This is a genomic window from Asticcacaulis benevestitus DSM 16100 = ATCC BAA-896 (genome assembly GCF_000376105.1).
GTDB classification, from domain to species: Bacteria; Pseudomonadota; Alphaproteobacteria; order Caulobacterales; family Caulobacteraceae; genus Asticcacaulis; species Asticcacaulis benevestitus.
Map to the genome: position 1 here is coordinate 199,730 of NZ_AQWM01000004.1, position 25,448 is coordinate 225,177.

A 25,448-nucleotide genomic window follows, 5' to 3' on the forward strand; every position below is an offset into this window, starting at 1 on the left:
TTAAGCTTTTCTTAACCAAAAACCACCTGACGGGTGATTCGGAATGTGCTATGTCCCGAGCGCGCGTTTTCATTAGGGGCGACGCGCTTCCCGGATCTCATCATGAAACGCTCGCTCATTCTGCTGAGCCTGAACCTGTGCGCGGGCATGCCCGCTTTTGCGCAGGAAACGGCCAAGCCTGCCGACACCACGGTGGTCACCGTCACGGGCAAAAAGCCCGACGTGGTGCGCAAGATCGACAGCACCATCTATAATCAGGGCGACAGCGCCGCCAGCCAGAGCGGCACGGCGGCCGATGTGCTCAATACCGTGCCCTCGGTCAATGTCAGCCCCGATGGCGACGTGAGTTTACGCGGCAATGGCAATGTCCAGATCTATATCAACGGCAAGCCCTCGGCCATGATGAAGGGCGAGAACCGCGCCGCCACCCTGCAATCCATGTCCGGCGGCGATATTGCGAGCGTCGAGGTCATCACCAACCCCTCGGCCAAATATGACGCCAATGGCGGCGCCATCATCAATCTGGTGCTGAAATCGGACCGCAAGCCCGGCGCCAACGGCATGCTGATCGCCAATCTCGGCAATGACGTCCGCCGCAACGCCACGCTTTCGGGCAACTATAATAACGGCAAGCTCAATCTTAGCGGCCGCCTCGGCATGCGCGACGACGTGCGCCAGACCCTCAACCGCGACGACCGCACCTGGCGAAATCTGGCCGATGGCACCTCCGGCCGCAACACCGTATCGTCCGCGTTTTTCGGCCGCCGCCAGTCCACCCGCGTGCAGGGCGAAATCGAATATACGCTGAACGACACCGACACGCTCAATTTTGAGACCTCGGCCAGCCACCGCTATTCCAACAACCACTGGCAGGAGTTCCGTCAGGATTTCAACAGCGCCGGCGACCTGATCCGCGACTATGTCCGCCCCAAGACGGGCCCCAACCAGCAGGACGACATCGAGGCCGAGGCATCCTTCACGCGCAACGCCGCCAATGGCGACAAGCTCACCCTCACCGCCAACCATTCGCTGACCAGCAACCGCAACGACCGCACCATCCGCAATATCTACAGCCTGCCCGTCCAGCCCGACCGGATCGAGCATTTCTTCGGCAAGACGGTCACCACCAGCGACGACCTGAAGGGCGATTACAACCATCCCTTCGGCGCGACGCAGGAGATCGCCACAGGCTTCGATATCCAGAGCGAGAACAACCGCTTCGACACCCTGAAAGGCGATATCGACCCTATAAGCGGCGCCGAGACGATCGAAACTGGCCTGACCAACCGCTTTATCGTCACCGAGCGCCTCTACGCCGGTTACGTCACCTGGCAGGGACGCTTCGGCAAATGGCAGTTCCAGCCCGGCGCCCGGCTGGAAGGCGTGGTGACGCGCGGCCACCAGATCACCAGCGCCATGCAGACGCGCTCCGCGTTCGGGAATCTGACCCCGACCCTGCACGCCGCCTATATCCTCAGCGACGAAAACCGCTGGAAACTGAGCTATACCCGCAGCCTCCAGCGCCCCGATGCCCGCGACCTCAACCCCTTCCTCGCCTACACCGATCCGCAGAACCTGCGCTCCGGCAACCCTTACCTGAAGCCGCAAACCGTCAGCGCGCTCGAAGGCGGTTACGAGCACAGCCGCGGTGATAATAGCTGGTCGGCAACCGCCTATTGCCGCGAGAGCGAGCGCACCATCACTGACTACAGTTATTTTCTGTCGGCCGATGTGCTCCTGACCACCAAGCGCAACGCCGGCAATGGCCGTTCGGGCGGGGTATCGGCTGAATCCTCCGGCAAGTGGGGCGAAAAGTGGAAGTACAGCCTGTCGGGCAATGTGTTTTACGCCGAACTCCAGGCTGATGATATGTCCGGCACCCTGCGCCATTCGGCGGTGTCTGGCACGGCGCAGGTCTCGCTCGATTACAAGCCGACCACGGCTGACAGCCTGCATCTGGACGGCAATCTGTCCGGCGACACCATCACCGCGCAGGGCACGCGCTCCAGCATCAGCGCCGTCAACCTGTCGTGGAAGCGCAAGCTGAAACCGCGCCTCAGCCTGACGGTGAGCGCCAGCGACATCTACAATGGCAGCCTGGTGCGCACCACGATGCAGACGGCGTCGGTGTCATCGGTCGGCGCCAATCTGAGCGGCGGTCGGGTGTTCTTCGTCGGGCTCAGCTATGGGTTGGGCGGGGCGAAGTAACCCTAATTCCGCGCCCGCAAGGAATAGCTGGTGCTACGTCCGCCGCTTGAGTCGCGGACAAGAAGTCCGCGCTGTACGAGATCGGTCATATCACGCAACGCCGTGTCCTGCGACGATTTGGTGAGGGTGGCCCATTTTGACGAGGTCAGCTTGCCTTCGAAGCCATCAAGCAGCCGGTTGATCATGGCGCTCTGCCGCTCATTAACGGCCTGCGACTTGGCGACCTCCCAGAAGCGGGCCTTGATAAGCACCTTTCCAAGGGTCACGTCCGCACCGTCTATGGCCCGTCCCAAACAGGCCAGAAACCATTCAAGCCAGGGGGTGATGTCGAGATCGCCCTTCTGTGTGGCTTCTAGAATGTCATAATAGCCTTTGCGCTCAGGGCGGATTTGCGCCGACATGCTGTAGAAGCGCTGCGGACTGCCTTCCGACCGCGCCAGCGCCATATCGGCAATCGCGCGGGCAATCCGCCCGTTGCCATCCTCAAAGGGGTGGAGGGTTACAAACCAGAGATGCGCCACGGCGGCCTTGATAACGGGATCTGTCGGCTCCCCCTGCTCGAAGCCCTGAAGAAAGGCCCTCATGCCGCCATCGAGTAGATGCGCAGGCGGCGCCTCGTAATGAACACGTTCCTTGCCAAGCGGGCCTGAGACCACCTGCATGGGACCAGAGGCTTCGCCACGCCAGGCGCCAACCGCGATCTTTGTCATCCCGCTGCGCCCCGTCGGAAAAAGGGCGGCGCGCCAGTCGAACAGCCGCTCTTCGGTCAGGGGGGCGCGAAAATTCTGTGTGGCGTCGAGCATCATCTCCACCACGCCCTCGACATGGCGATCCGCCGCTATCAGCCCGCCGACATCCATGCCGAGCCGGCGCGCGATGGAGGAACGCACCTGTTCCCGATCCAGCGCCTCCCCCTCGATCTCGGAGGATTTCATGACGTCCTCTGTGAGGGTCGCCAGCACGGCCTCGGCGCGCAGGTTGAAGCCAAGCGCTTCCATGCGGCCGATCAATCGGCCCTGCCGGTGACGCACATCGGCAAGCTGGCGGGCTAGTGCCCCCTCGTGCCAGCGGAAAACGGGCCAGGTATCGCGCTGATGGATATATGTTGGCATTCCACATTCTCCGCACCTAACGCGGAGAATGTGCCACCTAATGACCGCAAAAACAAGACAACCTCCGCACTACATGCAGCGATTGACCCGCTATTCGCCGTATGGTCGACTTCTCGACAGCTGAAATACGGCTATCCCCGCCACTATTTCCCGGTGCATTCTATCCGAATGGCTCTGGATGACCGCACAGCACAGGAACACTTGACCCCGGAAGCGCGGCGCGGGCTTTTGCGCGCCTTTACCGACCGGATGCTGCTGAAAATCACCGCCATGGATGATCCCGAAGACATGCCGAGCGTCGAGCGTGCTGTACGCGTGGCCGCCGTGATCGAGTGCATCTACAGCCGCTGCGACCGCGCCGCCCCCGATCCCTTTCAACAACAAGCCGAGCGCGCCCGCCAGGAAAGCGAAGCCATCAAGGCGCGCGTCGCTCTGGCCAACACCCTGGAATGGGGCGAAAAGCGCCGGCGCGATCTCGGCCCCTGGTGGGACGCCGCCCAAAACGCGACCCAAAACGCGGCGGCGCTGCCAACACCCCAGCCGGCCAGCGCCGGAACCCCTGCCCCTGCGGGCGCGAGCGCACTTAAGCGCTCAAGAGCCGAGGTCGACAATATCGACTATACCGGCGCCATCCTGAAAGCGCGGGCCGATCTGGGATTGACAGCGCCCTCTGCGAAGAAGCCCCCGCCGCCCGCCTGACGCGGCACCGCCCAAGTCGCCCGCATTGACTTTGCCCGCATTGACTTTGGCGCCGCTTTGCTGTTTGAACGCCCTCAAAGGTTTTCAGGCATGCAGCTCCAGTTCAAACGCCGCTTTTCCATGGCCCATCGTCTGCGCTTCGATCACAATTCGAAGTGCATGACGCCGCATGGCCATAACGAATTCGTCGTGGTGAACCTGCAAAGCAAGGGCGGACGCCAGATCGACTGGGGCAACGCCAACTATGCCGCCAGCTTCGCCGATCTCAAGCGCCACTGGCACGGCTTCGTCGATGACAGCCTCGACCACGCCTTCCAGCTCGGCCACGATGACCCGATGCTCGGCTATTTCCAGCAGCATGAGCCCGAACTGCTGACGCGCCTGCTGGTGATCGAAGGAGACCCTACCACCGAGGCCGTCGCCACCGCGCTCTATATGAAGCTGAACGCCATTCTGGCCGCGCACCTGCCCGATTTCGAATGTGTGCGCTTCGAGATCGAGGAAACCCCGACTAACAGCGTGGTGCTGGGGCCGGACGATATCGCCGCCTGCCCGATCCGGCTGGGCGACTGGTGCCACCGCGCCGATATGAGCCTCAACGATCTATTGCCGCCCTCAAGCTGGCCCCAAATCGGGAGTGCGTCATGAGCCTGATATCGCGCCGCGTATTCGTCAAAGCGCTGAGGGTCGAGGCCGCCATCGGCATCTATGACCATGAGCATGGCCGCACACAGCCGCTGATCATCGACGCCGTGTTCGATCTCCAACGCCACGAGATCCACGGCCTGAAGGATACGCTCAACTACGAACTGGTGGGCCAGATCGCGCGTGATTTCATTGCCCGCGGCCATATCAAGCTGGTCGAAACCCTGGCCGAGGACATGGCGCGGACGCTCGCCGCCCTGCCGCATGTGCTGCGCGTCGAGGTGTCGGTGATCAAGCCGGAAGCCCTGTCGGATGCCGATCAGGCCGGCGTATGCGTGGTGTACGAAAATGACTGAACTGGCCTTTAAAGACCACCTGCGCCTGATGGCGACCTATAACAGCGTGATGAACGCGCGGCTGATCGCGGTGCTCACGCCATTGTCCGACGAGGCTCTGCTGGAATCGCGCGGCGCCTTTTTCGGCTCGGCGCTCGGCACGCTCAACCATCTGGTCGTGGCTGACCTGATGTGGCTCAACCGCTTCCGGCCGCAGCCCTATGGTCAGGTGCTGATGGCGCTCGACGCCCTGCCAAAGCCGGCGGCGCTGGCCGATCTGCTCTACCCGACTATGGCCGCCCTGACGCCGGTGCGCGAAGAGCTGGACGGCCTGATCCTGCGCTTTATCGATCAATTGAGCGATGCCGATATCGCTTCGCCGCTCAGCTACAAGAACGCAAGCGGCGTGCCCTTCACCAAGACGCTCGGTCTGGTGCTGAGCCACGTCTTCAACCACCAGACCCATCACCGCGGTCAGGTTACCACCCTGCTCAGCCAGATGGGGCTCGATATCGGCGTCACCGACCTGGCACCGCTGGTGCCTGATCTGACGGCGGCATAAATACCGCTATGCAGCATTGGTAAGCTGGGGTAGGCTTTGCCGACCTTCACACGGATACCCGACATGCCCGCCAAGTCCACCGCCGGATCACTGCTGAAAACCTTTCTCGCCGATGTGCGCCTGCTGGCCTTCCTCAACTATGTGCTGCTGTTCTTCACCACTATGACCTTCGGCCTCAGCGCCATGATCGTCATGCTGATCGCCAACTTCGCCGAGGACAAGGCGCCGGAATGGCTGAAAGGCCATTATGAGTTCCAGAAGCGCACCTTCTGGTACAGCATACTGCCGGTGCTGCTGACCGCCGTGCTCTATACCTTTACCCAGCGCCACGCCATCAGCGGGCCGGTCACCTTCGTCATGCTGGGTCTGGTGCTGCTGTGCCTGGCCTATACGGTGGGCCGCGCCATCACCGGCTTCAACCACCTGCTCTATGGCCGCCCGGTGCCGAACAGCAAGGGCTGGCTGGTTTAGCCCCTAGTCAACCACGTCAGCCGGTTCGCCCATATCAGAAGCGGCCGTGGCCGAGGCGCCGCCGTCACGCCGGATGCCGGACATGTCGAACAGGTTCATCTTGACGCCGTCATTGAGGATATCGCCCGCCTTCTGCTCTTTGGTGCAGGCGCCGACGCGCTTTGATGTCACCACATAGTTGGTGACCCGGTTCATCTGCGGCAGGTTGCCGCCCGTGGTCTGCGAACGCACGCGCATCTCGTAGGAACGGCTGTAATCGCCGGTGATCGAGCCGGAATATTCGGTCACGACGCCGGAGCCCATGGCGCATTCGGCAAGCAGCCCCCAGGTGTTATCGCCTTGCGGACTGTAGGTCTTGTTCGAGCAACTGCCGCCGGACAGATCGGTGCCGAGGATGCCCAGATGCTGATCGGTCAGGGTGTCGATGCAGATTTTCAGCACCTGCGCCGCATCGGGACTGCCCTCTTCGCTCAGGCGGGTTTCCCAAAGACCCGGTATGCGGGCCGGCAGCGGCTGGCTGGGTTTGGCGCCAACGACCGGGGCGGGCGCCACAGGTGCCGGCGGTTCGGGCTTCTTCTGACAGCCAGCCAAGGTCGCGGTGAGGCCGGCGACCAGGGCGATACGGCTAAAGCTGGCCTGCAACATGACACTTCCCCAGTATCCCCCTGCCGGTAAGCGGCCGTATAATGGCTTCGCAGGCAAGGATTGCAAAGCGCATCATCCGCAGGAGATAAGGTCAGGATAAGGGAAAAGGCTGGTCTGTGCCAGCGTATAGTCCTGACGCAGAAAAGTTTTTAGTTAACGCCGCTTAACGTTTCTTGGAGATAACCTGGAGGGTTTGCAGGGTGCGCGGCAGCTCATCAGCCAGACGACGGCAGATTTCGCGCGCGCCAATCGAATAGACCTCGCCGCCGTCAGCGATTTCCATGGCGGCCTTGGCGGTGGCGTCGAGCAGCACTTCAAATTCGGCGATCTGTTCGCGGGCCAGCGCACGGGCTTCTTCCTGAAGGCGGCGGACGCGCTGGGTGCGCGTTTCACGTACCGAGGTTGTGGCGGGCACATCGTCGATATAGGCAGGCATATGGGCAACCGTGGTCGGCAGGCTCATCACCTTGTCGCCATCGATCACCTGGCCAAGCGCCAGTTCCTTCTTGCCGAGCGCTATCTCTTTGGAGACAGGCGGCACCACATTTAATCTTGTTCGACGCATCTCGATCAACCCCGGTGTGACATATGCAACACGTACACTAGATTAGGCATTCAGCTCAGGCACATAGTCAGGCATAGTTCGGGCAGCATCGGTGGTTCCGGTTAACAAGCTGTTTAAATCAACAACCTGGACCTGTTCCCGACAGCGCATGTGCCCCCAGCGCCCTTAGGGCAAAGGTCACCCGAAACCGTATAAAAATCCAGTATGAATATGTTTCAGAGACGCCAAACGCCGCTGATTTATCCACAGTGTGTGATCCATATAACGCGCTTTGGTTAATATCAGCCCTGAGAATGGCTGACAGGCGAAAACAGGCAAGGTGCCGGTCGCGTGATTGGGATTAGAGTTGCGCGATCAGTCGCCCAAACTTAATCGCTCAGCATATCCTTGGCGAATTCGAGATCGAGCGTCTTGAGCCGCTTGATCTCGTCACGCATACGGGCGGCGGTCTCGAATTCGAGATTGCCCGCCGCCTCGCGCATCCGCGTTTCGAGATCGCGCAGGGTGGCCTGGAAGTTGGAACCGAGGAAGGGCTTGGTGTCCTTCTCCGCCACGCCCATGGGGATATCGACACGGCCGCTCTTTTCAAACGGTGAGTCGAGGATATCCGAAATGCCGCGCTTGACCGATTCCGGCGTGATGCCATGCTCGGCATTATAGGCCATCTGCTTTTCGCGGCGGCGCGAGGTTTCGGCCAGCGCCCGCTCCATCGAGCCGGTCATCTTGTCGGCATAGAGGATGACGCGGCCATCGACGTTGCGCGCGGCGCGGCCGATCGTCTGGATCAGCGAGGTCTCCGAGCGCAGGAAGCCTTCCTTGTCGGCGTCGAGAATGGCGACGAAGGCGCATTCCGGAATATCGAGGCCTTCGCGCAAGAGATTGATGCCGATGAGCACATCGAAAGCGCCCAGCCGCAGATCGCGGATGATCTCGATCCGCTCTAGGGTTTCGACGTCACTGTGCATATAGCGGACTCGGATGCCTTGCTCATGCATATAGTCGGTCAGGTTCTCTGCCATCTTCTTGGTCAGCACCGTCACCAGCGAGCGGTAGCCCTGTTTGGCGACCTCGCGCACCTCGGCGATGACATCATCAACCTGGCTGAAATTGTCCTTGTGGACCGGACGGATCTCGACGGGTGGGTCGATCAGGCCGGTCGGGCGAATAACCTGCTCGGCGAAGACGCCCTGAGTGCGCTCCATCTCCCATTTGCCGGGCGTGGCCGACACATAGACCGACTGCGGGCGCATGGCGTCCCATTCTTCGAACTTGAGCGGACGGTTATCCATGCACGACGGCAGGCGGAAGCCATACTCAGCCAGAACCGATTTGCGCGCAAAGTCGCCGCGATACATGCCGCCGATCTGCGACACCGAGACGTGACTTTCGTCGACGAACAGGAGGCCGTTATCCGGCATATATTCAAAGAAGGTCGGCGGTGGCTCGCCCGGCCCGCGGCCGGTCAGGTAGCGGCTGTAGTTTTCGATGCCGGCGCAGGCGCCCGTCGCCTCGATCATCTCAATGTCAAACGTTGTGCGCTGCTCAAGACGCTGGGCTTCCAGCAGCTTGCCTTCGCCATGGAGTTGCTCAAGGCGCATCTTCAGTTCGGCCTTGATGCGGTTGACGGCCTGATTGAGCGTGGGGCGCGGGGTCACATAGTGGCTGGCGGCATAGACCTTGACGTCTTTCAGGTCCTGCATCTTCTTGCCGGTCAGGGGATCGAATTCCTGGATCGACTCGATCTCGTCGCCGAACATATTGATGCGCCAGGCGCGGTCCTCATAGTGAGCCGGGAAGATTTCGATGACATCGCCGCGCCGGCGGAAGGTGCCGCGCTCAAACGCCTGATCGTTGCGCTTATATTGCAGGGCCACCAGATCGGCGCGCAACTGGCCCTCATCGATCGACTGACCGACCTTCAGTTCAAAGGTCATGGCAGTGTAGGTCTCGACCGAGCCGATACCATAGATGCAGGACACAGAGGCGACGATGATGACGTCATCGCGTTCCAGAATGGCGCGGGTGGCAGAGTGACGCATCCGGTCGATCTGTTCGTTGATCGACGAATCCTTCTCGATGAAGGTGTCGGTGCGCGGCACATAGGCTTCCGGCTGGTAATAGTCGTAGTAGGAGACGAAATACTCGACCGCATTATCCGGGAAGAAGGCCTTGAACTCGCTGTAAAGCTGGGCGGCCAGGGTCTTGTTGTGCGCCATGATTAGGGCCGGACGCTGGGTCTGCTCGATGATCTTGGCCATGGTGAAAGTCTTGCCCGAGCCTGTGACGCCCAGCAGCACCTGATCGTGCTCGCGATCGGCGATGCCTTCGAGAAGGGTGGCGATGGCGGTCGGCTGGTCGCCGGCCGGCTCATAGGGCGCGGCAAGCCGGAACTTGCGCCCGCCTTCCGACTTTTCCGGTCGCTCAGGCTTATGCGGCACCCACGTTGCCGGCACGTTTGTTGCGCTACCGCTATGCTGCTTGAGCGCCGCCGAGTCAAAATCCGCCACAAACGCGCCGGAGTTATCGGAAAAGCCTTGATTTTGGGGGGCCAAGCCTTGATTTTTGGGGGAACGTGCCATGAACACAACATAAGCCGGGGTAAAAAAAATGAAAGAGGCGCATAAAAAAGAATGTGAACCTCCGGCAGATATATCCACACGCCGGATTTAACGCCTTAAGCCGTCAGAACTTGTCAGCTGGGTTGTCATACGAGTCGGATTTCCGCTTGGATTCCAGCCGGTTATTTTGACCGCCAACCTTACGTTCACGGAAAGTCACTCCAAAAACTGATGAAGGCGCCCCTTAAAGCTTCGTTAAGTTAAGCTTTTCTGAATAAGATTTTGACTATAAAGCATTGGCAAATAATAAAGATCGGATGGTGCGTATAATCGATCGGTCGATTACTTCGCTCATCCTGTCAATATAAAGATTCTAACCTGCACGTCATTACCCCCCTTTGCTTACCTATCCCCAACAAGATCGTAAGCGTAACTATCAGTCTAAAAGCATCAATGGCAAATGAACACATTTTGGCCACAATTGCCGCCTAGATAGCGGCTCGCCCAGCGGGTCCTATCTGTCCTGCTGGCGTCAGTCTCTGGTCTGTAATTTGCATAGAACTATGCTGGAATTACGAACCGGAAGGCTACTCGGAGGGCACATAACGCCCTTGTCACAGAGGACCAGATAGTTTTGACGTCAACACTTTTAGCGCGCTATCGCATGCGCGCCCTCATGGCAGCGAGTTCTGTAGGTCTCCTGGTCGGCGCGTCGGTTGGCGCAGCCTGTCTGGGCAACCACATGGCTCGCGAGAGCGGCCAGCGGCAAGACGCCGCCCGCCTCATGATGGCAAGCCAGGATGGTACGGTAGATATGGCGGCGCTCGATGCTTCGGGCACTGGCCGCGTCGATACCAGCGCGCTGAACATCGCCATGCGCTTTTCGCGCTTCGCCGATTCCGGCACCGAAAACACCCTGCTCGCCCAAAACCTGACCACCATTCGCACGTCGAGCGATATGCGCAGCCAGCGCGACCTGCCAGACACCCAGTCAGGCGCGTCTGTCGTCCGCGCCAGCCTCGACACAACCTCGTCGATGAACAACCTCTCCACACCCGCCGTTCGCGCCGCCGCAGCCATGAATTTCAAGGCCGCCACCCGCAGCGACAGCGACTGCCTGACACAGGCCGTCTATTATGAAGCGCGCGGCGAAGGCACCGACGGCATGCGCGCCGTCGCTCAGGTCATCCTCAACCGCGTCCGCCACCCCGCCTATCCGAAGTCGATCTGCGGCGTCGTTTATCAGGGCGCCACGCAGCGCATCTCCTGCCAGTTCAGCTTTGTCTGTAACGGCGCCATGGGCGCGCCGGTCGAAACCTCAGCCTGGCGGCGCGCCAAGAAGGTCTCGGAAGCCGCTCTGGCTGGCTATGTGATGCCGTCGGTCGGCACCTCGACCAGTTTCCACACCACCGGCGTGAAACCCGGCTGGTCGGGCACCATGGAACGGGTCGCCCAGATCGGCACCCATATCTTTTATCAGTTCCGCGGCCGTGGCGCGCGCATCGCCGGCACAGCGGATGGCGTGAGACCATCGGACACCATGCCGCAAGTGACGGCCCCTGCGGCAACGGCTGTTATTGCCGAAGCCCAAACGCCGGCCCAGACACCGGCCCAGACCACAGCCCTGCTCAACACCCTGTCGAAAATGCAGGGGACGTCGGTCAAGCCGGTGCAGACCGCCGCGCAGGTCCACGGCAAGACGGCGCAGGAGATCGTGTCCGAGGTCGCGCTGCCGGCCAAGACCGCACCAGTCGCAACAACGTCCGCTAAGGGCGTTTCTCAATAACGCTGATTTCTCAGTAACACGGGGGATATTTCAGACATAAAAGCGCTGGCCCTGCGGCCGGCGCTTTTATGTTAGCCGTAGAGCGAAGCAATATATTACCGCACGCACACAGACTTGCGGAAACTAGATAGTCCTTTTTACACACGCATCTCAATTGTCATATTTTACGCGTTTGGCAGCCGCCGTTAGGATTTCAACAACCTTAATCTGACACGTTGCCCCAAAGGCGCGTCTTTACCAAGAGTCGCAATGGGCTTGACTATGCCCGTTTGCGTTCCGAAAACTGGCAAAGCCTCTCATGGATCAACATCTTCTTAGTCATACGCAAGTTTGTCAGGGGCCACTAATGACGAAAATCAGTGCAGCCAGCACCTCCGGCGGGTTCAAGATCTCGAACTGGTCGTTTACCGTAAAATTCATGGCGCCGGCTGCGGTCGCCACCGCCCTGATGGCCGTTCTGGCGTTCGGTGCCATCACCATCATGAACGGTCAGGGCAAGACCATCGACGACATCAATATGAACGCCCTGCCGCAGGTCGTCGAACTCGGCGATATCAAGGCCTCCATCAAGGAAGCCAATGGCCAGCTCTATAACGCCCTGACCAAGAAGGCCACCGACCCGACGGCCAACGCCTCGGCTCAGGTCACCAAGGTGACCGAAGATCTCGGCAAGATCGAAGCCCGCGTCAAGGCAGACGGCAGCAAGGCTACCGACCCGGCGCAAAAGAAGCTGCTTGGCGACCTCGCCAAGGAAGTCAAGACCTACAAAGAAGCCGTAGAATTCGCCGGTCAGGTGATGGACGTCGATTTCCCCTCGGTCGGGCCGATGATGTCGCAGTTCGACGACGGCTATAAGAAGATGTCGGAACTGAGCGACCAGTTGATCAACGCCAATGTCGCCGCCGCCAAGACGTCCGCCGCCGACGCCAAGACGGCGCAAACCGCCGGCATCAGCATGTTGACCATCTTCGCTGTCATCATGGCGGTGATCTCGGGCGGCATCGCCTACATCTTCTCGCGCGTCACCGTGACCGGCATCAACCGCATCGCCAAGACAACCGAAGAACTGGCCAACGGCAACTTCAACGTCGATATTTCGGCGCTCGCCCGTCGCGACGAACTGAAGTCGGTTGTCGACAGCCTCAACATCTTCAAGTCCAATGCGCAGGAAAAGATGCGCCTTATGGAAATGGAAAAGGCGACCAACGCCACCCGTGAAGAACGCGCCCGTCAAATGGCCGAACTGGCAGATCGCTTCCGCCACGAAGCTCAGGACATGCTGGATGCGCTCGGCAATGCCGCTTCGGATCTCGACGCCAACGGCCGTACTCTTCTGACCATCGCCCAGGAAAACGAGCGCCGTTCGCAATCGGCTGTGTCCTCGATCCGCAACTCGGCCGACAACGTTCAGAACGTTGCCTCCGCCACGACCGAGCTTTCCGCCTCGATCGGCGTTATTGGCGACCAGGCCGTCCGCTCGGTTGAGATCGCCGCTGAAGCCGTGTCGGAAGCCGACCGCACCAACGCTTCGATGGCCGAACTCAGCCGCGCCGCCGACCAGATCGGTGAAGTGGTTGACCTGATCAACGCCATCGCCCAGCAAACCAATCTGCTGGCCCTCAACGCCACCATCGAATCGGCACGTGCCGGTGAAGCCGGTAAGGGCTTCGCGGTTGTCGCCTCGGAAGTGAAATCGCTGGCCCAGCAAACCGCCAAAGCCACCGACGAAATCCGCGAGCGCATCAAGGACATCCAGTCGGCCGCTTCCAATGGCGTCAGCGCCATCAAGGGCATCGGCGAAACGATCAAGCACATGAACGAGATCGCCTCGTCCATCGCCGACTCGGTTCACCAGCAAGGCGACGCGACCAACGAAATCGCCCGCAACGTCAACGAAGCCTCCGACGGCACCTCGATGGCCTCCAGCTCGGTGGCGCAACTCTCCGCTTCGGCCGCAGATACGGAAAAGGCCTCCACCGAAATGCTCGGCGCCGCCAACCAGCTGACGCAGCGCACCGAAGCCATGGGCGAAAATATCCGCCGCTTCCTGTCGGAACTTACGGCCGCTTAAAAGCTGAACGCACCTGATGCTGAAAAGAAGACGGAGACACCTCGTTGTGTCTCCGTTTTTTTTGCGCCGAATCACCTCGATCCACAAAATTTGACGCAGCGCAATATTGATTCATACGAAATTAAACCTTCGGATGTACATCAGCGGTTACGGGCCTATCTTACCTTGCAAGGCCCCTCAGAAACCAAGATCATTGTCCCAGCGTGAAAGTTTGCAAAATGCATAGCTCGATTTCCAAAACCCTTCTGGCCGGCGCTCTCGCGCTCTCCTTCGCCTCAACCGCCGCCTTCGCGGATTGTGATGAAGTTCAGGAAACTCAAGTCGGCAAGGCCATCGCCGCTGCCGCCAGCGCCAAGATCGCTGCCGTGGTGCCGACCCAGTCGAAGCAAATGATCAACCTGGAAACCTGCGACAGCGTGGGTGGCGGCCTGGCCGCTGAATTCAAGTTCAACGTCATCGGCGCGGACGGCCTGTACTGGGTCACCGGTTCGGCCAAGGTTGCCGGCGGCAAGGTCGCCGACATGAAGATCGGCGGCATGAGCCCCAACCTGGCAGCCGCCTCGGCCAAGGCTGGCGTGAAGCTCGCTTCCAACTAAGATTGACGGGGCGCCTGACGCCCCGGGTAATGTATTTGCAAAGAGGGTGCGGGCTATTGGCCTGCACCTTTTTTTTTATTTTGTTTCAAGATTGTAGTTGGCATTAACCTTTGCGGCGTTGCGCAGCAAGGAATGCAACGGCGCCGGTTAAGCCTTCCCAAGAGAATTCTCTGATTTAACCGAATATTTTCCTATCTTTTGTACAGTTATCCTCATCCTGAAGAACCTCAAGGAGAGAACAGATGATCAAGAAAACCCTTATTGCCGCCGCCGCCATCATGGCCATGTCCACGGTCGCCGCCGTCGCCGCCCCCTGCTCGGACGAACAGGAATCCGCTGCCGGCATGCTCGCCGCTGGTGTTGGCAAGGCCGCCGTTTCCAAAGTCGTTGCCGTCACCGGCAAACAGATGGTCAACATCGAAACCTGCGAATTCCGCGCCGGCGCCTATCAGGTCGACTACAAGTACAACTTCCTTGCCGCTGACGGCCTCTACTGGGTCGAACTGTCGGCCAAGTTCGGCGCCGATGGCTCTGGCGCCACCAGCAGGGTGACCAAGGCCAGCCCCAACATGGCCGCCGCGGAAGCCAAGGCCGGCGTCAAGCTTGCCGCCAACTAAGACCTGATACCTTGTGACCTCAGGGTCAAACGAAACCCCTCATGACCACGTCATGAGGGGTTTTGCTTTTTAACTATGAAGGATGGACCTACTTCCGTTGAATCGGTTTGAAGTCCTGCGGGCGACTGACTGCGCGCGTTTCCTTGCCGCGTGGACTGGCGAACAGCCCTCCGAACAGCGCGAAGGATGTCATGGCGTGTTGTTTCTTGTCTTGATCTTGGTCATGCATGGGTTGCGTCTCCTTTTCCAAATGCGTTTGATGGACCAGAAGACGCGGCGCAGCTCGCAGGGGTTTTCACCCTCTCAGTCGTCGTCGCGTCGTAGGGATACTATGCCAGAAATTTTTACAGACGCAACAACTAATCCGAACACGGATCATATTATTACAAATTAAAATACTATGTAATTGTTTTTATTAATATTAATATAGGTTAATTCTGGCATAAAACTTCACTTTCTACAAAATAACTCGAGAAAAATTCTCCCACCCGATTCATTCTAAAGCAACCCTCTTCGGTTAATTTAGGCCTGTCTCAAAAGGAGACCGCCGGCACATGTCCTGACCGGTGATCCGCGGAGCGTTAGCGTCATGATCAAATCAGCTATTGTTTTAGGCAGCGCCGTCTTTTGCGCCGTGCTCGCCGGAACAGGCATCCTGTCGCTCGGCGAACACGCTGATAAGGCCGATAGCGTCCAGGTGGCATCCTATAGCGCGCCGGAGACCGTGGCGGTCAGCACCACCGCCAGCCAAGGCCATGTCACCGCTATTCCGAAATCGGCCAATGGCCATTTTTACGCGACCGCCGTCGTCAACGCCAAGGCCGTACGCTTTCTGGTCGATACCGGCGCCAGCATGATCGCCCTCACCCCCGCTGATGCCCGCCGCCTCGGCTTCACCGATCTGGTTTATGACGCCGAGGTCAGCACCGCCAACGGCAAGACCGCTGTGGCGCGCATCACCTTAAGCTCCGTCACCGTAGGCCAGAGCACGGTGCGCAATGTTGAGGGCGTGGTGGTCAAGGAAGGCCTGTCGGACTCCCTACTCGGCATGAGCTATCTCGGCAAGCTGAGCCGCATGGAAGTCACGCAATCGAGCCTTATTCTGCATCCTTGAGTTCATAGGCTTCACGGCGCGCTTCCGAAGCCGCCAGAGCCTCGCGCACCGCCGCAACCGCCCGATCCATCACCTCAAGGCCTGCGCCCGGCGCGATCGAATCGACCGTCATGATGCGGCGGAAGGCCCGCGCGCCCGGAAGACCATGCATGATGCCGAGCATATGCCGCGTCATGTGGGTCAGCGGCACACCGGCCGCAAGCTGTCCGGCCATATAGGGGCGATAGGCCTCCAGCGCCGCGAACGGCCCGACATCCACACCCTCGCCAAAGAACATACGATCAACCTGCCCCAGCAGCGCCGGCTCGTGATAGGCGACCCGCCCCAGCATGACGCCATCGACGTGTTGCAAATGGCCTTGCGCCGCTTCCAACGAACCGATCCCACCGTTGATAGCGATGGTCAGCTCCGGGTAGCTGCGCTTCAGTTCATAGACCAGGTCGTAATCAAGCGGCGGCACATCGCGGTTTTCCTTGGGCGACAGCCCCTTCAGCCAGGCCTTACGCGCATGGACGGCGAATGAGGTCACGCCGGCTTTTTTGCAAGCCTCGACCAGGGCGAACAGGCTGTCGCGCGCCGCCTGATCATCAACACCGATGCGGCATTTAACGGTCGCCGGCAGGTGCGTGGCCTCGATCATGGCCTGCATGCAGTCCGCCACCAGTTGCGGTTCGCGCATCAGGCAGGCGCCGAAACTGCCCGACTGGACGCGATCGGACGGACAGCCGCAGTTGAGATTGACCTCGTCATAGCCCCAGTCCTCGGCGATCTTGGCGCACTGCGCCAGCTCCGCCGGCTCGGAACCACCCAGTTGCAGCGCCACGGGATGCTCGACCTCGGAATAGCCGAGCAGGCGCTCACGGTCGCCATGGATCACCGCCTTGGTGGTCACCATCTCGGTATAGAGCAGGGCATGGCGCGTCAGGGTGCGATGGAAGGCCCGGCAATGCCGGTCCGTCCAGTCCATCATGGGTGCAACACTAAAAGTATGTGCTTGATTTTTAATCATTTTTTCAATACTATCAAAGACTAAAAGGAGAACGATTGCACTCGAAAAATCGCTCAAAAACGGCCAAATACTACCATCTACGATCTCTCACTGCACGCATTTTGCACTCATTCGGAACTGTAAATGGCTACCTATGCAAAGCAGAAGTCAGGCCGCTGGCGGGCTCAGGTCCGAAGGAAGGGGCATGAGCTCAGCGAAACCTTCCTTTTGCGTCAGGACGCAGAGGCGTGGGCAAGGCGTGTAGAATGCGAGATCGATAATGGCAAAACGCCGACATTAAGGAACATCATCGGCATCAAGACATTCGGCGGCCTTATAGACCTTCATCTCGAAGATATGAAGGAGGTAGGGAAACAAATCGGTCGCTCAAAGGCTTTCAGCATGACCCTCCTCAAAAGGGAGCTAGGCGAGATCCGGTACGAAAACCTGGACAGGGAGCGAATAATTCAGTTCGGACGCGCCAGAGCTAAGGATGGCGCCGGTCCGCCAACCTTGAGCATTGATATTGGATATATCCGTACAATCCTGTCTCATGCAGCCGCCATTCATGGCCTTCCAACTACGACAGAACATGTGGACCTTGCCCGTATCGCATTAAGCCGACTTGGGCTTGTTGGCAAAGGCAAGGAGCGGGACCGGCGGCCTACGGAGGATGAGATCGCGGCCCTTCTCAAATATTTCGCTAGTGGCGGGCGGACTTGCTTTCCAATGGGACGCATCATTAGCTTTGCGATCGCGACGGCCATGCGGCAGGAGGAAATCTGTCGCGTAACCTGGGCTGATTTGTCTCCCAGGATGCGAACCTTGGTCATTCGAGATCGAAAAGATCCGAAGGAGAAGAAGGGTAACGACCAGACGATCCCCCTGCTCTCAGTTAGCGGCTTCGACGCCTGGAAGCTTGTCGAAGCGCAGAGGCTGTCGGGCGATGGCAATCATCAGCGCATTTTCCCCTACAACGGTAAATCGGTCGGTACCGCATTTCGCAGGGCCTGCGTCGAGTTGGGTATCGAAGATCTGCACTTCCATGATTTCCGGCACGAAGGCACAAGTCGCCTGTTCGAGGCTGGCTTTGAAATCCCTCAGGTCGCCCTCGTCACCGGTCACAAGGACTGGAAGATGCTTAAGCGGTACACGCACCTCAAGCCGCAGCATTTGCACATTATCGCCAAGTCATTGCCGGCGCAAACACCAACGAATTATGACTGGGATGAGCATTTTAATGACAGTCAAATTTCAAAGGCAAACTGATGCCATGAATAGCAAGAAGCATAGTTCACAAGCTGTGCGGGCGTGTTAAGCCGCGCCCCCCAAACATACTGATATATCTCAGATCGGCAAATTTTACCAGTTTGTGCCGACCAGCTATTGTGCGTTAAAACACCGAAAACACGCACTTTTCGCGTTAAATAGCGGAAAAACGCGCAAGCCCCTCGTAATACACTGACTTAAATAAAAAACCGATTTGCGCCAGCGGCACGTTCTTGTGGACATCTACTGCAGCTCTATGCATGGCATAGTTTTTTTGAATCCAACATACTCAACGCACGGCGCCATCCTGCCGTTGGTGGCAACGATGGCGCGCGCCCGACCACGATGTCAGGTTAGTGGCCCGCGTCAAGCATCATCGAGAGAGGACCATGTTCGACGTGCCAGCCCCCTTTAGCTCGAGGAGACAATGTGAACATCGACGCGCATGGACGCGTCTAGGCCGTCGTCGTTGGCAAGGAGGTCCAGAATGCGCTGGTGTGGCTCGTCGTGGACCGGGTTGGAGTAGTGCCGATCAAACGATGCCTGGTCGCGGTAGAACTCGAATGCCCACATCACGTCGGCGTTGCCGTCGTCACGGCTGAGGACCCAGTCTACGGGACCGTCCGGGTCGCCCGTGAAGTGGAGTTCGGTGCATAGGTGGAACAACTCTTCACCCTTGCCGGGCTTTGCCTGGAACCGCAGCACTACACCGGGTTGATTTTTCTGCATGGCGCCATCTCCTCGAATGATGGAACGACTTCCGTTCCTCAAAATTGCATGGAACAATGTTCCATAATTAGCACTTGGAACAACGTTCCACGCATGTCAAGATAATTCATGACTAAGAAATCCGAACGGCGCGTCGACGCGCTCTCAAAACAAGGAATCATCGACGCAGCCATCGGCATCCTCGATTCGGACGGCGAAGCCGCCTTGACCTTCCGCGCCTTGGCGGCACGACTGATGACTGGCGCTGGCGCCATCTATTGGCACATCTCCGACAAGGACGAGTTGCTCGTTGCCGCCGTCGCACATGTGGTAGGCCGGGCGTTGCGCAATGTAGCGGAATCCAATGACGCGCGTGGGGCGATTCGTGCTTTGTTATTAGGCGTATTTGACGCCATTGAAGCTCATCCTTGGGTTGGCACTCAGTTGGCACGCGAACCGTGGCAGCCGGCGATGGGTCACGTTTTCGAAGGTATAGGCAGTCGGCTCGCGGCGTCGGGCGTCCCTGCATCGCGCCAGTTTGAGGCTGCGTCGGCACTCGTCAATTACATCTTGGGCGCGGCCGCTCATCGGGCCGCCGCCGCGCGGGCATTGCCGCGCGGCACGGACCGGACGGCCTTCCTAGGGTCGGTCGTGGCCCGATGGGTAGGAGACGATATTGGAGCGTACCCTTTCGTGCACAGCGTGGCTGGACAATTGCGCGATCATGACGACCGCGCACAATTCTTAGGTGGTATAGACCTTATTTTGGCGGGGCTTGATTGGCAAATCGTCACATAACCATCTGAATTTATAAATAAAATGCGCTACGTAAATGACGCATTCCGCATCCTTAAAAGATGCGGAATCATTCGGCGCATTGGTTGCGTGTCTGCAAGGCGGGACGCCGGAAATCGCCCAGTTTCCTTGGCATAATAACAACAGCAATGGGCGGTAGCTTCGTCTCCGACTTTTGACAAGTGGGTCTGTTGCGAACCCTTTATCGTCATGATCACAACACTATCGCCAGTTAGGCTCTTTGCAGTTGTTTCTATCCGAAAATGACGGGGGAACGAGTTCCTCTCCCCAGATACGCTTACGTGCTCTCTGAGGTTCATCCTGGAAAGGCGGATTTCGGACCGCAAAATAGCTATCGATTGCCGCCTTTCAATCGTCGGTCCTTGCGTGGTCGCTATTGTGTATAATCGCTCGGGCCATGCCGCTGAAGATCGACTCTATCACATTCAAAAATTGAGCGCCGGCTGGCAGCGGTGCCGTTTCGACACGAGGTGCGCCCTTTCCGGCGACATTTGCATTGTGATCGTTAATGCGTTGACGGAGTTGCTTGGACACGTGCCAAGAGGCCGCATCCCACGACAGATATAGGGTTCTGCAGTCCGCATACTGCTCCAAAAGCACGTCCATTAATCGGAGTATCTCGGCGGTATTTTTACGAGTGCTATAAAAGCAATCTTACTGTTTAGGTGATTGGCCCGTCAGGGCGTATCCGAACCGATCTGACGGCGAGCTAGCGCTTTGGGTGACCGCCTGCCCAGGCCCGCCTCGAGAGTACCCTGATAATATCGAAGGACCGCCAGGCGGCAAGATGAAGCCAAAAGAGATGCTCCACGTATTTCGTCAATCCCTCGGACGATACAGGTAACACTGGTCCCGCGTTTTGCAGCGATAGCGTCCATTCCTGCCCAAAATTCGGGTTCTATCGCTAAGGATGTTGCATGTCCGCCAAGGACAAGGGATCGTTTCTTAAGGCCAGGCATCGCGCGGCTCTCCCATATCGAGCTATGTGGTAAACGAACAGAATTCGAAGCGTATACGCGTACAATGCGGAACTGGACCGGTACTTGGTGACATTTCTCACGCGATCGATCGCTCTAGCAAAGCGATAGAAGGTCCCGGTCGCCCCATAGGCATCGTCCCTTTCGGGTCTGCCATAGGTTCGAACGCCTGGGCCCTCCCACCTACGATACTATCACTTTCGACCAGAATCGAGTGAAAGCCCGCAATTCCTCCACTCGTCTAGCGTCGAAGGCGTGAGCGTTTTTCCAGCTGAAGTCCTCTGGTACTTAACCGGCCGCCACGATGCTTTTCATGAAGGTCTGCGCTTCAGACCCGTGTTTGTCAAATGATGCTGATACGGCCTCAGCTGTTACGATAAGCCAGTCGTTGCTTTTGCCGAAGGCGGCAGCCATGCTCAGCCTACGCTCGCTGGCAGGATTGTCAGGGCAAAAAATACCAGATCATCCTAGCCGTAGTTGGCGCCACGCCAGGTCGCGCTCGTTAGCGTGTCGCTGAAGTTAGGTCGGGCCGCTGCCCCCGCCGCCTTGACAACGGTTAACGCGCCACACCGGAAGGATGTCGTACGAGTATGAAGGTAAGGCCGCCCTCAGTGGAGTGTACGACAACGATTGCTTCCTGCAGCCATGCGTCGGAAAGTTTAACTGTCGCTCCGAAGGCAGCGCTCACACTCGTCGTGGTCGCCTCTGTTACCATTTGCTCACGTACGTTAGACATTCAACCTTGATGATTTTTGGCTGCTGCGATTAACTTAATTTGGGTAAGTAGCGTTTCTGTCGAAGGTATTCACGGCTGTGAACACGCGAACGGCCACAGCGGCATCTAACCAAGTCAAGATTGCGGATTCAAGGAAACGGCACAGTTCGGGACCGATGTTTTTTAGTTAAGAGGCTGTGAATTTTTCAGCACGCTCAATTCAAAAATTAATAATATCACCATACTTACGTGAGTATTTATTGGAAACTTTCATGAAAATTATAATAATAGTCGCAGAAAGAGTTCAGTAATGAGTAAATTCAATCTTTTTCCAAAAATCAGATTTGATTCAACTAAAGCAAAACTTGATGCCTTAAATCGCTCTTTGGCTATCATTGAATTTTCTATGGACGGTACAATTCTGGACGCCAACGAAAACTTTCTGCGCGTCATTGGGTACGATCTCGGCGAGATCAAAGGAAAGCACCACAGTTTGTTCGTTGATCCTACCTTTGCAAAGAGCGCTGAGTACGAGCGCTTCTGGCAAGATCTGAGAGGCGGCACATTTGCCTCCGGGGAGTTCCTCAGATTTGGCAAAGGCGGCGCTAAGGTCTGGCTGGAAGCGACGTATAATCCGGTCTTCGATGAGCATGGCAAGCCTGAGCGGGTTGTTAAGTTTGCGTCGGATATCACGGCTAAGAAGAACGAAACCAGCCGCTTGATGACCATGATCGACGGCATGCCAGTGGCCGTTATGACGGTCGATCCGCAGAACGATTTCCGTATCAATTATCTCAATGCCACCTCTATAAAGACGCTGGGCGCAATTGAGCAGTATCTGCCCGTCAAGGTGGTGGATATGTTGGGTGCCTCCTTCGACATTTTCCACAAAAACCCATCGCACCAAAGACAGATGCTGGCCGACGATCGCCATCTGCCGCACAAGACGAAAATCAGAATAGGACCCGAAATTCTCGAACTGCAAATCACCGCCATCAGGGGCGCTGAGGGCGAGTATATTGCCCCTATGCTGACCTGGGCTATCATTACCAACCAGGAAAACATTGCGACTGATGTGTCCGAGGTTGTCGCCGCGGTCTCACAGGCGGTTGGCGATATGCAGCGTTCTGCCGACGGTCTGACGAGGGCCGCCGAGAACGCCAGCGAGCGGGCCTCCTCAGCTGCGGCTAGTTCGGAACAGATGACCGGCGCCATCCACGAAATCTCCGGACAGGTCAGCCGCGTATCTGACCGCGCGCAACAGATTGCGATACAGGCCGCCACGACGGATGCGACTGTGCGCCTGCTCGCTGAGAATGCGCGAAAGGTCGATGTGGTCGTGGCCATGATCAAGTCGATCGCAACACAGACCAATCTCCTCGCTTTGAACGCGACGATTGAGGCGGCGCGTGCCGGCGAAGCTGGAAAGGGGTTTGCCGTGGTTGCCAGTGAGGTCAAGGCGCTCGCAGGGCAGACGGCCAGGGCCACGGATGAAATCACCCATCAGGTAAACGCTATTCAGGGATCGACTGAAGAGGCCGTTTTGGCTATCGGGACCATTACCCGGGCTGTGGATGAGCTGTCGAACCTGACAACCGCCATGGCTGGCGCCGTCGAGGAGCAGGCGGCGACCACACAGGAAATGGCTGGAAATATCAGCGGTGTTTCCACGGCCGCCGCAGCGACGGGAGAGCTTGCCGGCAGCGTGAGCGCCATCGCCATGGTCCTGGCCGGACATTCCGATGGACTGAAGGGCAGCGTTGAGCGATTCCTAAAAGCGTGATGCTCAGAAACAGTCTTCCATTAGAGCCTTTTACTCATGTCTTATAAATTCATCCAAGCTCACGTGGGGGGACCGATAGGACCAAAGGCGACAGAAAGCTCGACACAAACTGGTTGAGCTATCCGACCACTTGGGTATTACGAAGTCACTCCGGCATCGTCATCGGTACCGACGTAGGCCACCTCGGGCATGTCTCCAAATATACCATATCGGGCATCCCTAAAAACAAAAGCATGAGTAGTTTCCGAGGCTGGCGAACCGGCCACATCTGCATTAACCATGGACAGGTGTTATGACTGGACGTTCGCCAAGAAGTTCACGACTGGGCCGGACTCAACAAATAGATGAAACCGTAAGCGAGATTTTGACATGAGACGTCACAAAAGGTGACGGGTTAGACACCGAAGGGATGCCGCAAGAGAAACGGACTAAATTGGCGACGGGGGCCTTCTCATGATCACCACCTTCGAAGGCGAAACACCTACCAGACACGGTTACAAAGCCATTGAGGTGTGGAGACGACATGGCATCGCCGAACGTGAACATAGACCGGTCGCATCTGAGGTCGCCAATGCCGGTCTTTGGAAATGGGCGATTCATACCGCGGAGGACCGTCCGGTCGGTGTCATTCGTTTAAATACCGACACCAAGATCCTGAACCTAGGCTTTCGCTTTTATGGGCCTGGTCTGACGCTCTTCATAAGGCCTGCCTTTCGTGGACATGATTTTGCCCTCGAAGTGATAAAGGGCCTTATGCACTGGGTGAAAACGCACAGGCTCTTCAAGATTATCCACGCCTGTCACTACGCCGATGACAAAGTCATAGCCGAAAGCCTGATCGCCGCTGAATTCCTTTACACGGGGTGTAAAACCTACGAACCTTCGGCGCCAGACGGAACGTTGAGGCTCGTCCTTCACATGATCCGAATATTGTAGATCATGGTGCAGTTATCGCGAATTCGTCAAGATCGCCGGAAATCCGTTTGGCAGGTAACCTCCATCACCTGTTGAACCAAATAGAAACGCACAAGATTACGGCCGTCTTGACGAACCCACTCATCCAAAACGTTTAGTCTCCGGAAGCAGCAAATGACCACCATAGCCGAACGTACTAAATTTCCCCAGGTGCTGTTGATAGAGGACAACCACGGTGATGCGATCCTGGTCCAGCGTGCCTTCAAAGCTGCTGCCATTCCAGGCAACGTTGCGGTCGCAAGAACGGCCGAAATTGGGCTTAGCATTTTGCGTCGCGAAGGCGGCTTCGCAAATGGTCGGTACCCTGATATTATTCTGCTCGACGTCGATCTGCCCTATATGGGCGGCAGCGAATTTCTGGAAGTGGTCAAGGCTGACCCGGAACTCAGGCTCATCCCGGTTATTGTCATGAGCAGTTCTAAGGCCGAGATAGATTTGCAAGAGACCTACATGGCCTACGCCAACGGCTTCGTCACCAAGCCATTTATCCCGTCCGAATATGATCAGGTGATAAAGACCATCGAAGACTATTGGTTTCAACTCAACGAAACTCCTGAAACCCATGGTCCTGTTCCGCCATTGCTTCAAGAGAAAGAGACCCTGCCGATAGCATGAAACCCGCAACGCAGGGGCTATAATGCGGGTAAATCAGTCCACGTTTTTCTACAATGCACTCCCCCTCTCTGGTCAGGACCAATGTGACTTCGGCCGCCTCCCTCCTGCCCCATCTGTCATGGGCTAAGGTGGACGCAGACGACGGTGACGTTGATCGCGATCTGAAGCTAATCCTATGCGAACAGGACTTCAGGAGTCTTTGCGGCCATCCACGGCCCGAACATGGATATAAATATGTCTCGGATTTCGACGTATTGCAATCGCTCGAAGACAAGCCGTATCCAACAGCGGTCTACTACCATGGCTATGACAACGATGGCCGCTGCGTTAAGGTTTGCGTCATTCGCGATACCACTACGCCTCACTAAACCGTATCCCTCCGTAAGAGGCCACATTCCAATTGATCTTTGAATCTGTGATGCTGCGCTGTTAGTGACGTCCTTACGAGTGCAGGCTGCAAATTATGACGCGTGGAATTCTATTAAATGGCCCGGAACGGCGGCGGAAATGGCATGATAGTCAGCGTCGCGAGATTGTCTCTCTGGCGTTTTCGCCTGGTTCGAGCGTGACAGAAGTAGCCCGGCAGTTCGACGTGGCGACAAGCCTGATTTACAGATG

General features: G+C 57.8%; 26 protein-coding genes and 1 pseudogene. 17 read left to right on the forward strand and 10 right to left on the reverse strand.

Going from position 1 to position 25,448, the window contains the following annotated elements:
• Positions 1–102: 102 nt before the first annotated feature.
• The gene (locus B060_RS0108210) at positions 103–2,208 is read left to right on the forward strand and encodes a TonB-dependent receptor domain-containing protein (RefSeq protein WP_018081293.1); all 2,106 of its coding nucleotides are present in this window, start codon (positions 103–105) and stop codon (positions 2,206–2,208) included.
• A gap of 2 nt (positions 2,209–2,210) precedes the next feature.
• Here B060_RS0108210 and B060_RS0108215 read toward each other — a convergent pair whose 3' ends face one another.
• Complete coding sequence (locus B060_RS0108215) at positions 2,211–3,320, reverse strand: Fic family protein (protein ID WP_018081294.1); 1,110 nt, start codon at positions 3,318–3,320, stop codon at positions 2,211–2,213.
• A gap of 168 nt (positions 3,321–3,488) precedes the next feature.
• On the opposite strand from B060_RS0108215, the gene B060_RS0108220 reads away from it, so the two are divergent.
• The 5 genes from B060_RS0108220 (at position 3,489) to B060_RS26040 (ending at position 6,032) form a co-directional block, all read left to right on the forward strand.
• Complete coding sequence (locus B060_RS0108220) at positions 3,489–4,019, forward strand: hypothetical protein (RefSeq protein WP_155847847.1); 531 nt, start codon at positions 3,489–3,491, stop codon at positions 4,017–4,019.
• Between the two features lie 90 nt (positions 4,020–4,109).
• Positions 4,110–4,667, forward strand: a complete 558-nt coding sequence (locus B060_RS0108225) for a 6-carboxytetrahydropterin synthase (RefSeq protein WP_018081296.1) — start codon at positions 4,110–4,112, stop codon at positions 4,665–4,667.
• The gene (gene folB, locus B060_RS0108230) at positions 4,664–5,020 is read left to right on the forward strand and encodes a dihydroneopterin aldolase (protein ID WP_018081297.1); all 357 of its coding nucleotides are present in this window, start codon (positions 4,664–4,666) and stop codon (positions 5,018–5,020) included. The genes B060_RS0108225 and folB overlap by 4 nt, the downstream gene beginning before the upstream one ends.
• Positions 5,013–5,561, forward strand: a complete 549-nt coding sequence (locus B060_RS0108235; RefSeq protein WP_018081298.1) for a DinB family protein — start codon at positions 5,013–5,015, stop codon at positions 5,559–5,561. The genes folB and B060_RS0108235 overlap by 8 nt, the downstream gene beginning before the upstream one ends.
• Before the next feature lie 63 nt (positions 5,562–5,624).
• The gene (locus B060_RS26040) at positions 5,625–6,032 is read left to right on the forward strand and encodes a hypothetical protein (protein ID WP_018081299.1); all 408 of its coding nucleotides are present in this window, start codon (positions 5,625–5,627) and stop codon (positions 6,030–6,032) included.
• A 3-nt stretch (positions 6,033–6,035) separates the two neighbouring features.
• On the opposite strand, the gene B060_RS0108245 is transcribed toward B060_RS26040, so the two are convergent.
• The 3 genes from B060_RS0108245 to uvrB all read right to left on the reverse strand — a co-directional run bounded on the left by B060_RS0108245 (position 6,036) and on the right by uvrB (position 9,821).
• Entirely contained in the window at positions 6,036–6,677 is a 642-nt protein-coding gene (locus tag B060_RS0108245) for a DUF3617 domain-containing protein (protein ID WP_018081300.1), read from the reverse strand.
• 163 nt (positions 6,678–6,840) lie between these two features.
• Positions 6,841–7,221, reverse strand: a complete 381-nt coding sequence (locus B060_RS0108250) for a hypothetical protein (protein ID WP_018081301.1) — start codon at positions 7,219–7,221, stop codon at positions 6,841–6,843.
• Between the two features lie 389 nt (positions 7,222–7,610).
• Positions 7,611–9,821: an excinuclease ABC subunit UvrB gene (gene uvrB / locus B060_RS0108255; protein WP_026172698.1), complete on the reverse strand. Its 2,211-nt coding sequence runs from the start codon at positions 9,819–9,821 to the stop codon at positions 7,611–7,613.
• Between the two features lie 655 nt (positions 9,822–10,476).
• Here uvrB and B060_RS24085 point away from each other — a divergent pair.
• From B060_RS24085 to B060_RS0108275, 4 genes are all read left to right on the forward strand, one after another.
• A complete protein-coding gene (locus B060_RS24085) occupies positions 10,477–11,586 on the forward strand; it encodes a cell wall hydrolase (RefSeq protein ID WP_236621655.1) in 1,110 nt (369 codons plus the stop codon).
• 346 nt (positions 11,587–11,932) lie between these two features.
• Positions 11,933–13,657 (forward strand): methyl-accepting chemotaxis protein, encoded by a 1,725-nt coding sequence (locus B060_RS0108265; protein ID WP_018081304.1) that lies wholly within the window; start codon positions 11,933–11,935, stop codon positions 13,655–13,657.
• Positions 13,658–13,875: 218 nt separating this feature from the next.
• A complete protein-coding gene (locus B060_RS0108270) occupies positions 13,876–14,253 on the forward strand; it encodes a hypothetical protein (RefSeq protein ID WP_018081305.1) in 378 nt (125 codons plus the stop codon).
• A 242-nt stretch (positions 14,254–14,495) separates the two neighbouring features.
• Positions 14,496–14,870 carry a hypothetical protein gene (locus B060_RS0108275; RefSeq protein ID WP_018081306.1) on the forward strand — a complete coding sequence of 125 codons (375 nt, stop codon included), beginning with the start codon at positions 14,496–14,498 and terminating at the stop codon, positions 14,868–14,870.
• An 88-nt stretch (positions 14,871–14,958) separates the two neighbouring features.
• On the opposite strand, the gene B060_RS27565 is transcribed toward B060_RS0108275, so the two are convergent.
• Positions 14,959–15,099, reverse strand: a complete 141-nt coding sequence (locus tag B060_RS27565) for a hypothetical protein (protein ID WP_164468326.1) — start codon at positions 15,097–15,099, stop codon at positions 14,959–14,961.
• Between the two features lie 360 nt (positions 15,100–15,459).
• Here B060_RS27565 and B060_RS0108285 point away from each other — a divergent pair, with 360 nt between their 5' ends.
• Positions 15,460–15,984, forward strand: coding sequence for a retropepsin-like aspartic protease family protein (locus B060_RS0108285; RefSeq protein WP_018081308.1), 525 nt, complete (start codon positions 15,460–15,462; stop codon positions 15,982–15,984).
• Here the strand turns inward: B060_RS0108285 and dusA are convergent.
• Positions 15,968–16,993, reverse strand: coding sequence for a tRNA dihydrouridine(20/20a) synthase DusA (gene dusA, locus B060_RS0108290; RefSeq protein ID WP_031220993.1), 1,026 nt, complete (start codon positions 16,991–16,993; stop codon positions 15,968–15,970). The genes B060_RS0108285 and dusA overlap by 17 nt on opposite strands.
• Positions 16,994–17,116: 123 nt before the next feature.
• On the opposite strand from dusA, the gene B060_RS0108295 reads away from it, so the two are divergent.
• Positions 17,117–18,241 (forward strand): site-specific integrase, encoded by a 1,125-nt coding sequence (locus B060_RS0108295; protein ID WP_018081310.1) that lies wholly within the window; start codon positions 17,117–17,119, stop codon positions 18,239–18,241.
• 411 nt (positions 18,242–18,652) lie between these two features.
• On the opposite strand, the gene B060_RS0108300 is transcribed toward B060_RS0108295, so the two are convergent.
• Entirely contained in the window at positions 18,653–18,970 is a 318-nt protein-coding gene (locus B060_RS0108300) for a putative quinol monooxygenase (protein WP_018081311.1), read from the reverse strand.
• Between the two features lie 108 nt (positions 18,971–19,078).
• Between B060_RS0108300 and B060_RS0108305 the strand changes: the two genes are divergently transcribed.
• On the forward strand, positions 19,079–19,747 hold the full coding sequence (locus tag B060_RS0108305) for a TetR/AcrR family transcriptional regulator (protein ID WP_018081312.1): 669 nt from the start codon (positions 19,079–19,081) through the stop codon (positions 19,745–19,747).
• 366 nt (positions 19,748–20,113) lie between these two features.
• Here B060_RS0108305 and B060_RS28415 read toward each other — a convergent pair.
• From B060_RS28415 to B060_RS28210, 3 genes and pseudogenes are all read right to left on the reverse strand, one after another.
• A pseudogene (locus B060_RS28415) lies at positions 20,114–20,404 on the reverse strand (hypothetical protein); the annotation flags it as partial.
• Between the two features lie 38 nt (positions 20,405–20,442).
• Positions 20,443–20,724, reverse strand: coding sequence for a ribbon-helix-helix domain-containing protein (locus B060_RS26465; RefSeq protein WP_081606816.1), 282 nt, complete (start codon positions 20,722–20,724; stop codon positions 20,443–20,445).
• 306 nt (positions 20,725–21,030) lie between these two features.
• Positions 21,031–21,156, reverse strand: a complete 126-nt coding sequence (locus B060_RS28210) for a hypothetical protein (RefSeq protein WP_018081314.1) — start codon at positions 21,154–21,156, stop codon at positions 21,031–21,033.
• A gap of 611 nt (positions 21,157–21,767) precedes the next feature.
• Here B060_RS28210 and B060_RS0108320 point away from each other — a divergent pair.
• From B060_RS0108320 to B060_RS28420, 4 genes are all read left to right on the forward strand, one after another.
• A complete protein-coding gene (locus B060_RS0108320; RefSeq protein ID WP_026172699.1) occupies positions 21,768–23,240 on the forward strand; it encodes a methyl-accepting chemotaxis protein in 1,473 nt (490 codons plus the stop codon).
• 453 nt (positions 23,241–23,693) lie between these two features.
• Positions 23,694–24,176 (forward strand): GNAT family protein, encoded by a 483-nt coding sequence (locus tag B060_RS24095; RefSeq protein WP_018081316.1) that lies wholly within the window; start codon positions 23,694–23,696, stop codon positions 24,174–24,176.
• Between the two features lie 153 nt (positions 24,177–24,329).
• Positions 24,330–24,830 (forward strand): response regulator, encoded by a 501-nt coding sequence (locus B060_RS0108330; RefSeq protein ID WP_018081317.1) that lies wholly within the window; start codon positions 24,330–24,332, stop codon positions 24,828–24,830.
• A 463-nt stretch (positions 24,831–25,293) separates the two neighbouring features.
• A partial coding sequence (locus B060_RS28420) for a transposase (protein ID WP_157405626.1) occupies positions 25,294–25,448 on the forward strand: 155 nt, incomplete at its 3' end.

Excerpts from the sequence above, each read along its gene's own strand:
- B060_RS0108210 (WP_018081293.1), top strand. The coding sequence starts at position 103 with ATGAAACGCTCGCTCATTCTGCTGAGCCTGAACCTGTGCGCGGGCATG.
- B060_RS0108215 (WP_018081294.1), bottom strand. The coding sequence starts at position 3,320 with ATGCCAACATATATCCATCAGCGCGATACCTGGCCCGTTTTCCGCTGG.
- B060_RS0108220 (WP_155847847.1), top strand. The coding sequence starts at position 3,489 with ATGGCTCTGGATGACCGCACAGCACAGGAACACTTGACCCCGGAAGCG.
- B060_RS0108225 (WP_018081296.1), top strand. The coding sequence starts at position 4,110 with ATGCAGCTCCAGTTCAAACGCCGCTTTTCCATGGCCCATCGTCTGCGC.
- folB (WP_018081297.1), top strand. The coding sequence starts at position 4,664 with ATGAGCCTGATATCGCGCCGCGTATTCGTCAAAGCGCTGAGGGTCGAG.
- B060_RS0108235 (WP_018081298.1), top strand. The coding sequence starts at position 5,013 with ATGACTGAACTGGCCTTTAAAGACCACCTGCGCCTGATGGCGACCTAT.
- B060_RS26040 (WP_018081299.1), top strand. The coding sequence starts at position 5,625 with ATGCCCGCCAAGTCCACCGCCGGATCACTGCTGAAAACCTTTCTCGCC.
- B060_RS0108245 (WP_018081300.1), bottom strand. The coding sequence starts at position 6,677 with ATGTTGCAGGCCAGCTTTAGCCGTATCGCCCTGGTCGCCGGCCTCACC.
- uvrB (WP_026172698.1), bottom strand. The coding sequence starts at position 9,821 with ATGGCACGTTCCCCCAAAAATCAAGGCTTGGCCCCCCAAAATCAAGGC.
- B060_RS24085 (WP_236621655.1), top strand. The coding sequence starts at position 10,477 with ATGGCAGCGAGTTCTGTAGGTCTCCTGGTCGGCGCGTCGGTTGGCGCA.
- B060_RS0108265 (WP_018081304.1), top strand. The coding sequence starts at position 11,933 with ATGACGAAAATCAGTGCAGCCAGCACCTCCGGCGGGTTCAAGATCTCG.
- B060_RS0108270 (WP_018081305.1), top strand. The coding sequence starts at position 13,876 with ATGCATAGCTCGATTTCCAAAACCCTTCTGGCCGGCGCTCTCGCGCTC.
- B060_RS0108275 (WP_018081306.1), top strand. The coding sequence starts at position 14,496 with ATGATCAAGAAAACCCTTATTGCCGCCGCCGCCATCATGGCCATGTCC.
- B060_RS27565 (WP_164468326.1), bottom strand. The coding sequence starts at position 15,099 with ATGCATGACCAAGATCAAGACAAGAAACAACACGCCATGACATCCTTC.
- B060_RS0108285 (WP_018081308.1), top strand. The coding sequence starts at position 15,460 with ATGATCAAATCAGCTATTGTTTTAGGCAGCGCCGTCTTTTGCGCCGTG.
- dusA (WP_031220993.1), bottom strand. The coding sequence starts at position 16,993 with ATGATTAAAAATCAAGCACATACTTTTAGTGTTGCACCCATGATGGAC.
- B060_RS0108295 (WP_018081310.1), top strand. The coding sequence starts at position 17,117 with ATGGCTACCTATGCAAAGCAGAAGTCAGGCCGCTGGCGGGCTCAGGTC.
- B060_RS0108300 (WP_018081311.1), bottom strand. The coding sequence starts at position 18,970 with ATGCAGAAAAATCAACCCGGTGTAGTGCTGCGGTTCCAGGCAAAGCCC.
- B060_RS0108305 (WP_018081312.1), top strand. The coding sequence starts at position 19,079 with ATGACTAAGAAATCCGAACGGCGCGTCGACGCGCTCTCAAAACAAGGA.
- B060_RS26465 (WP_081606816.1), bottom strand. The coding sequence starts at position 20,724 with ATGCCTGGCCTTAAGAAACGATCCCTTGTCCTTGGCGGACATGCAACA.
- B060_RS28210 (WP_018081314.1), bottom strand. The coding sequence starts at position 21,156 with ATGGCTGCCGCCTTCGGCAAAAGCAACGACTGGCTTATCGTAACAGCT.
- B060_RS0108320 (WP_026172699.1), top strand. The coding sequence starts at position 21,768 with ATGAGTAAATTCAATCTTTTTCCAAAAATCAGATTTGATTCAACTAAA.
- B060_RS24095 (WP_018081316.1), top strand. The coding sequence starts at position 23,694 with ATGATCACCACCTTCGAAGGCGAAACACCTACCAGACACGGTTACAAA.
- B060_RS0108330 (WP_018081317.1), top strand. The coding sequence starts at position 24,330 with ATGACCACCATAGCCGAACGTACTAAATTTCCCCAGGTGCTGTTGATA.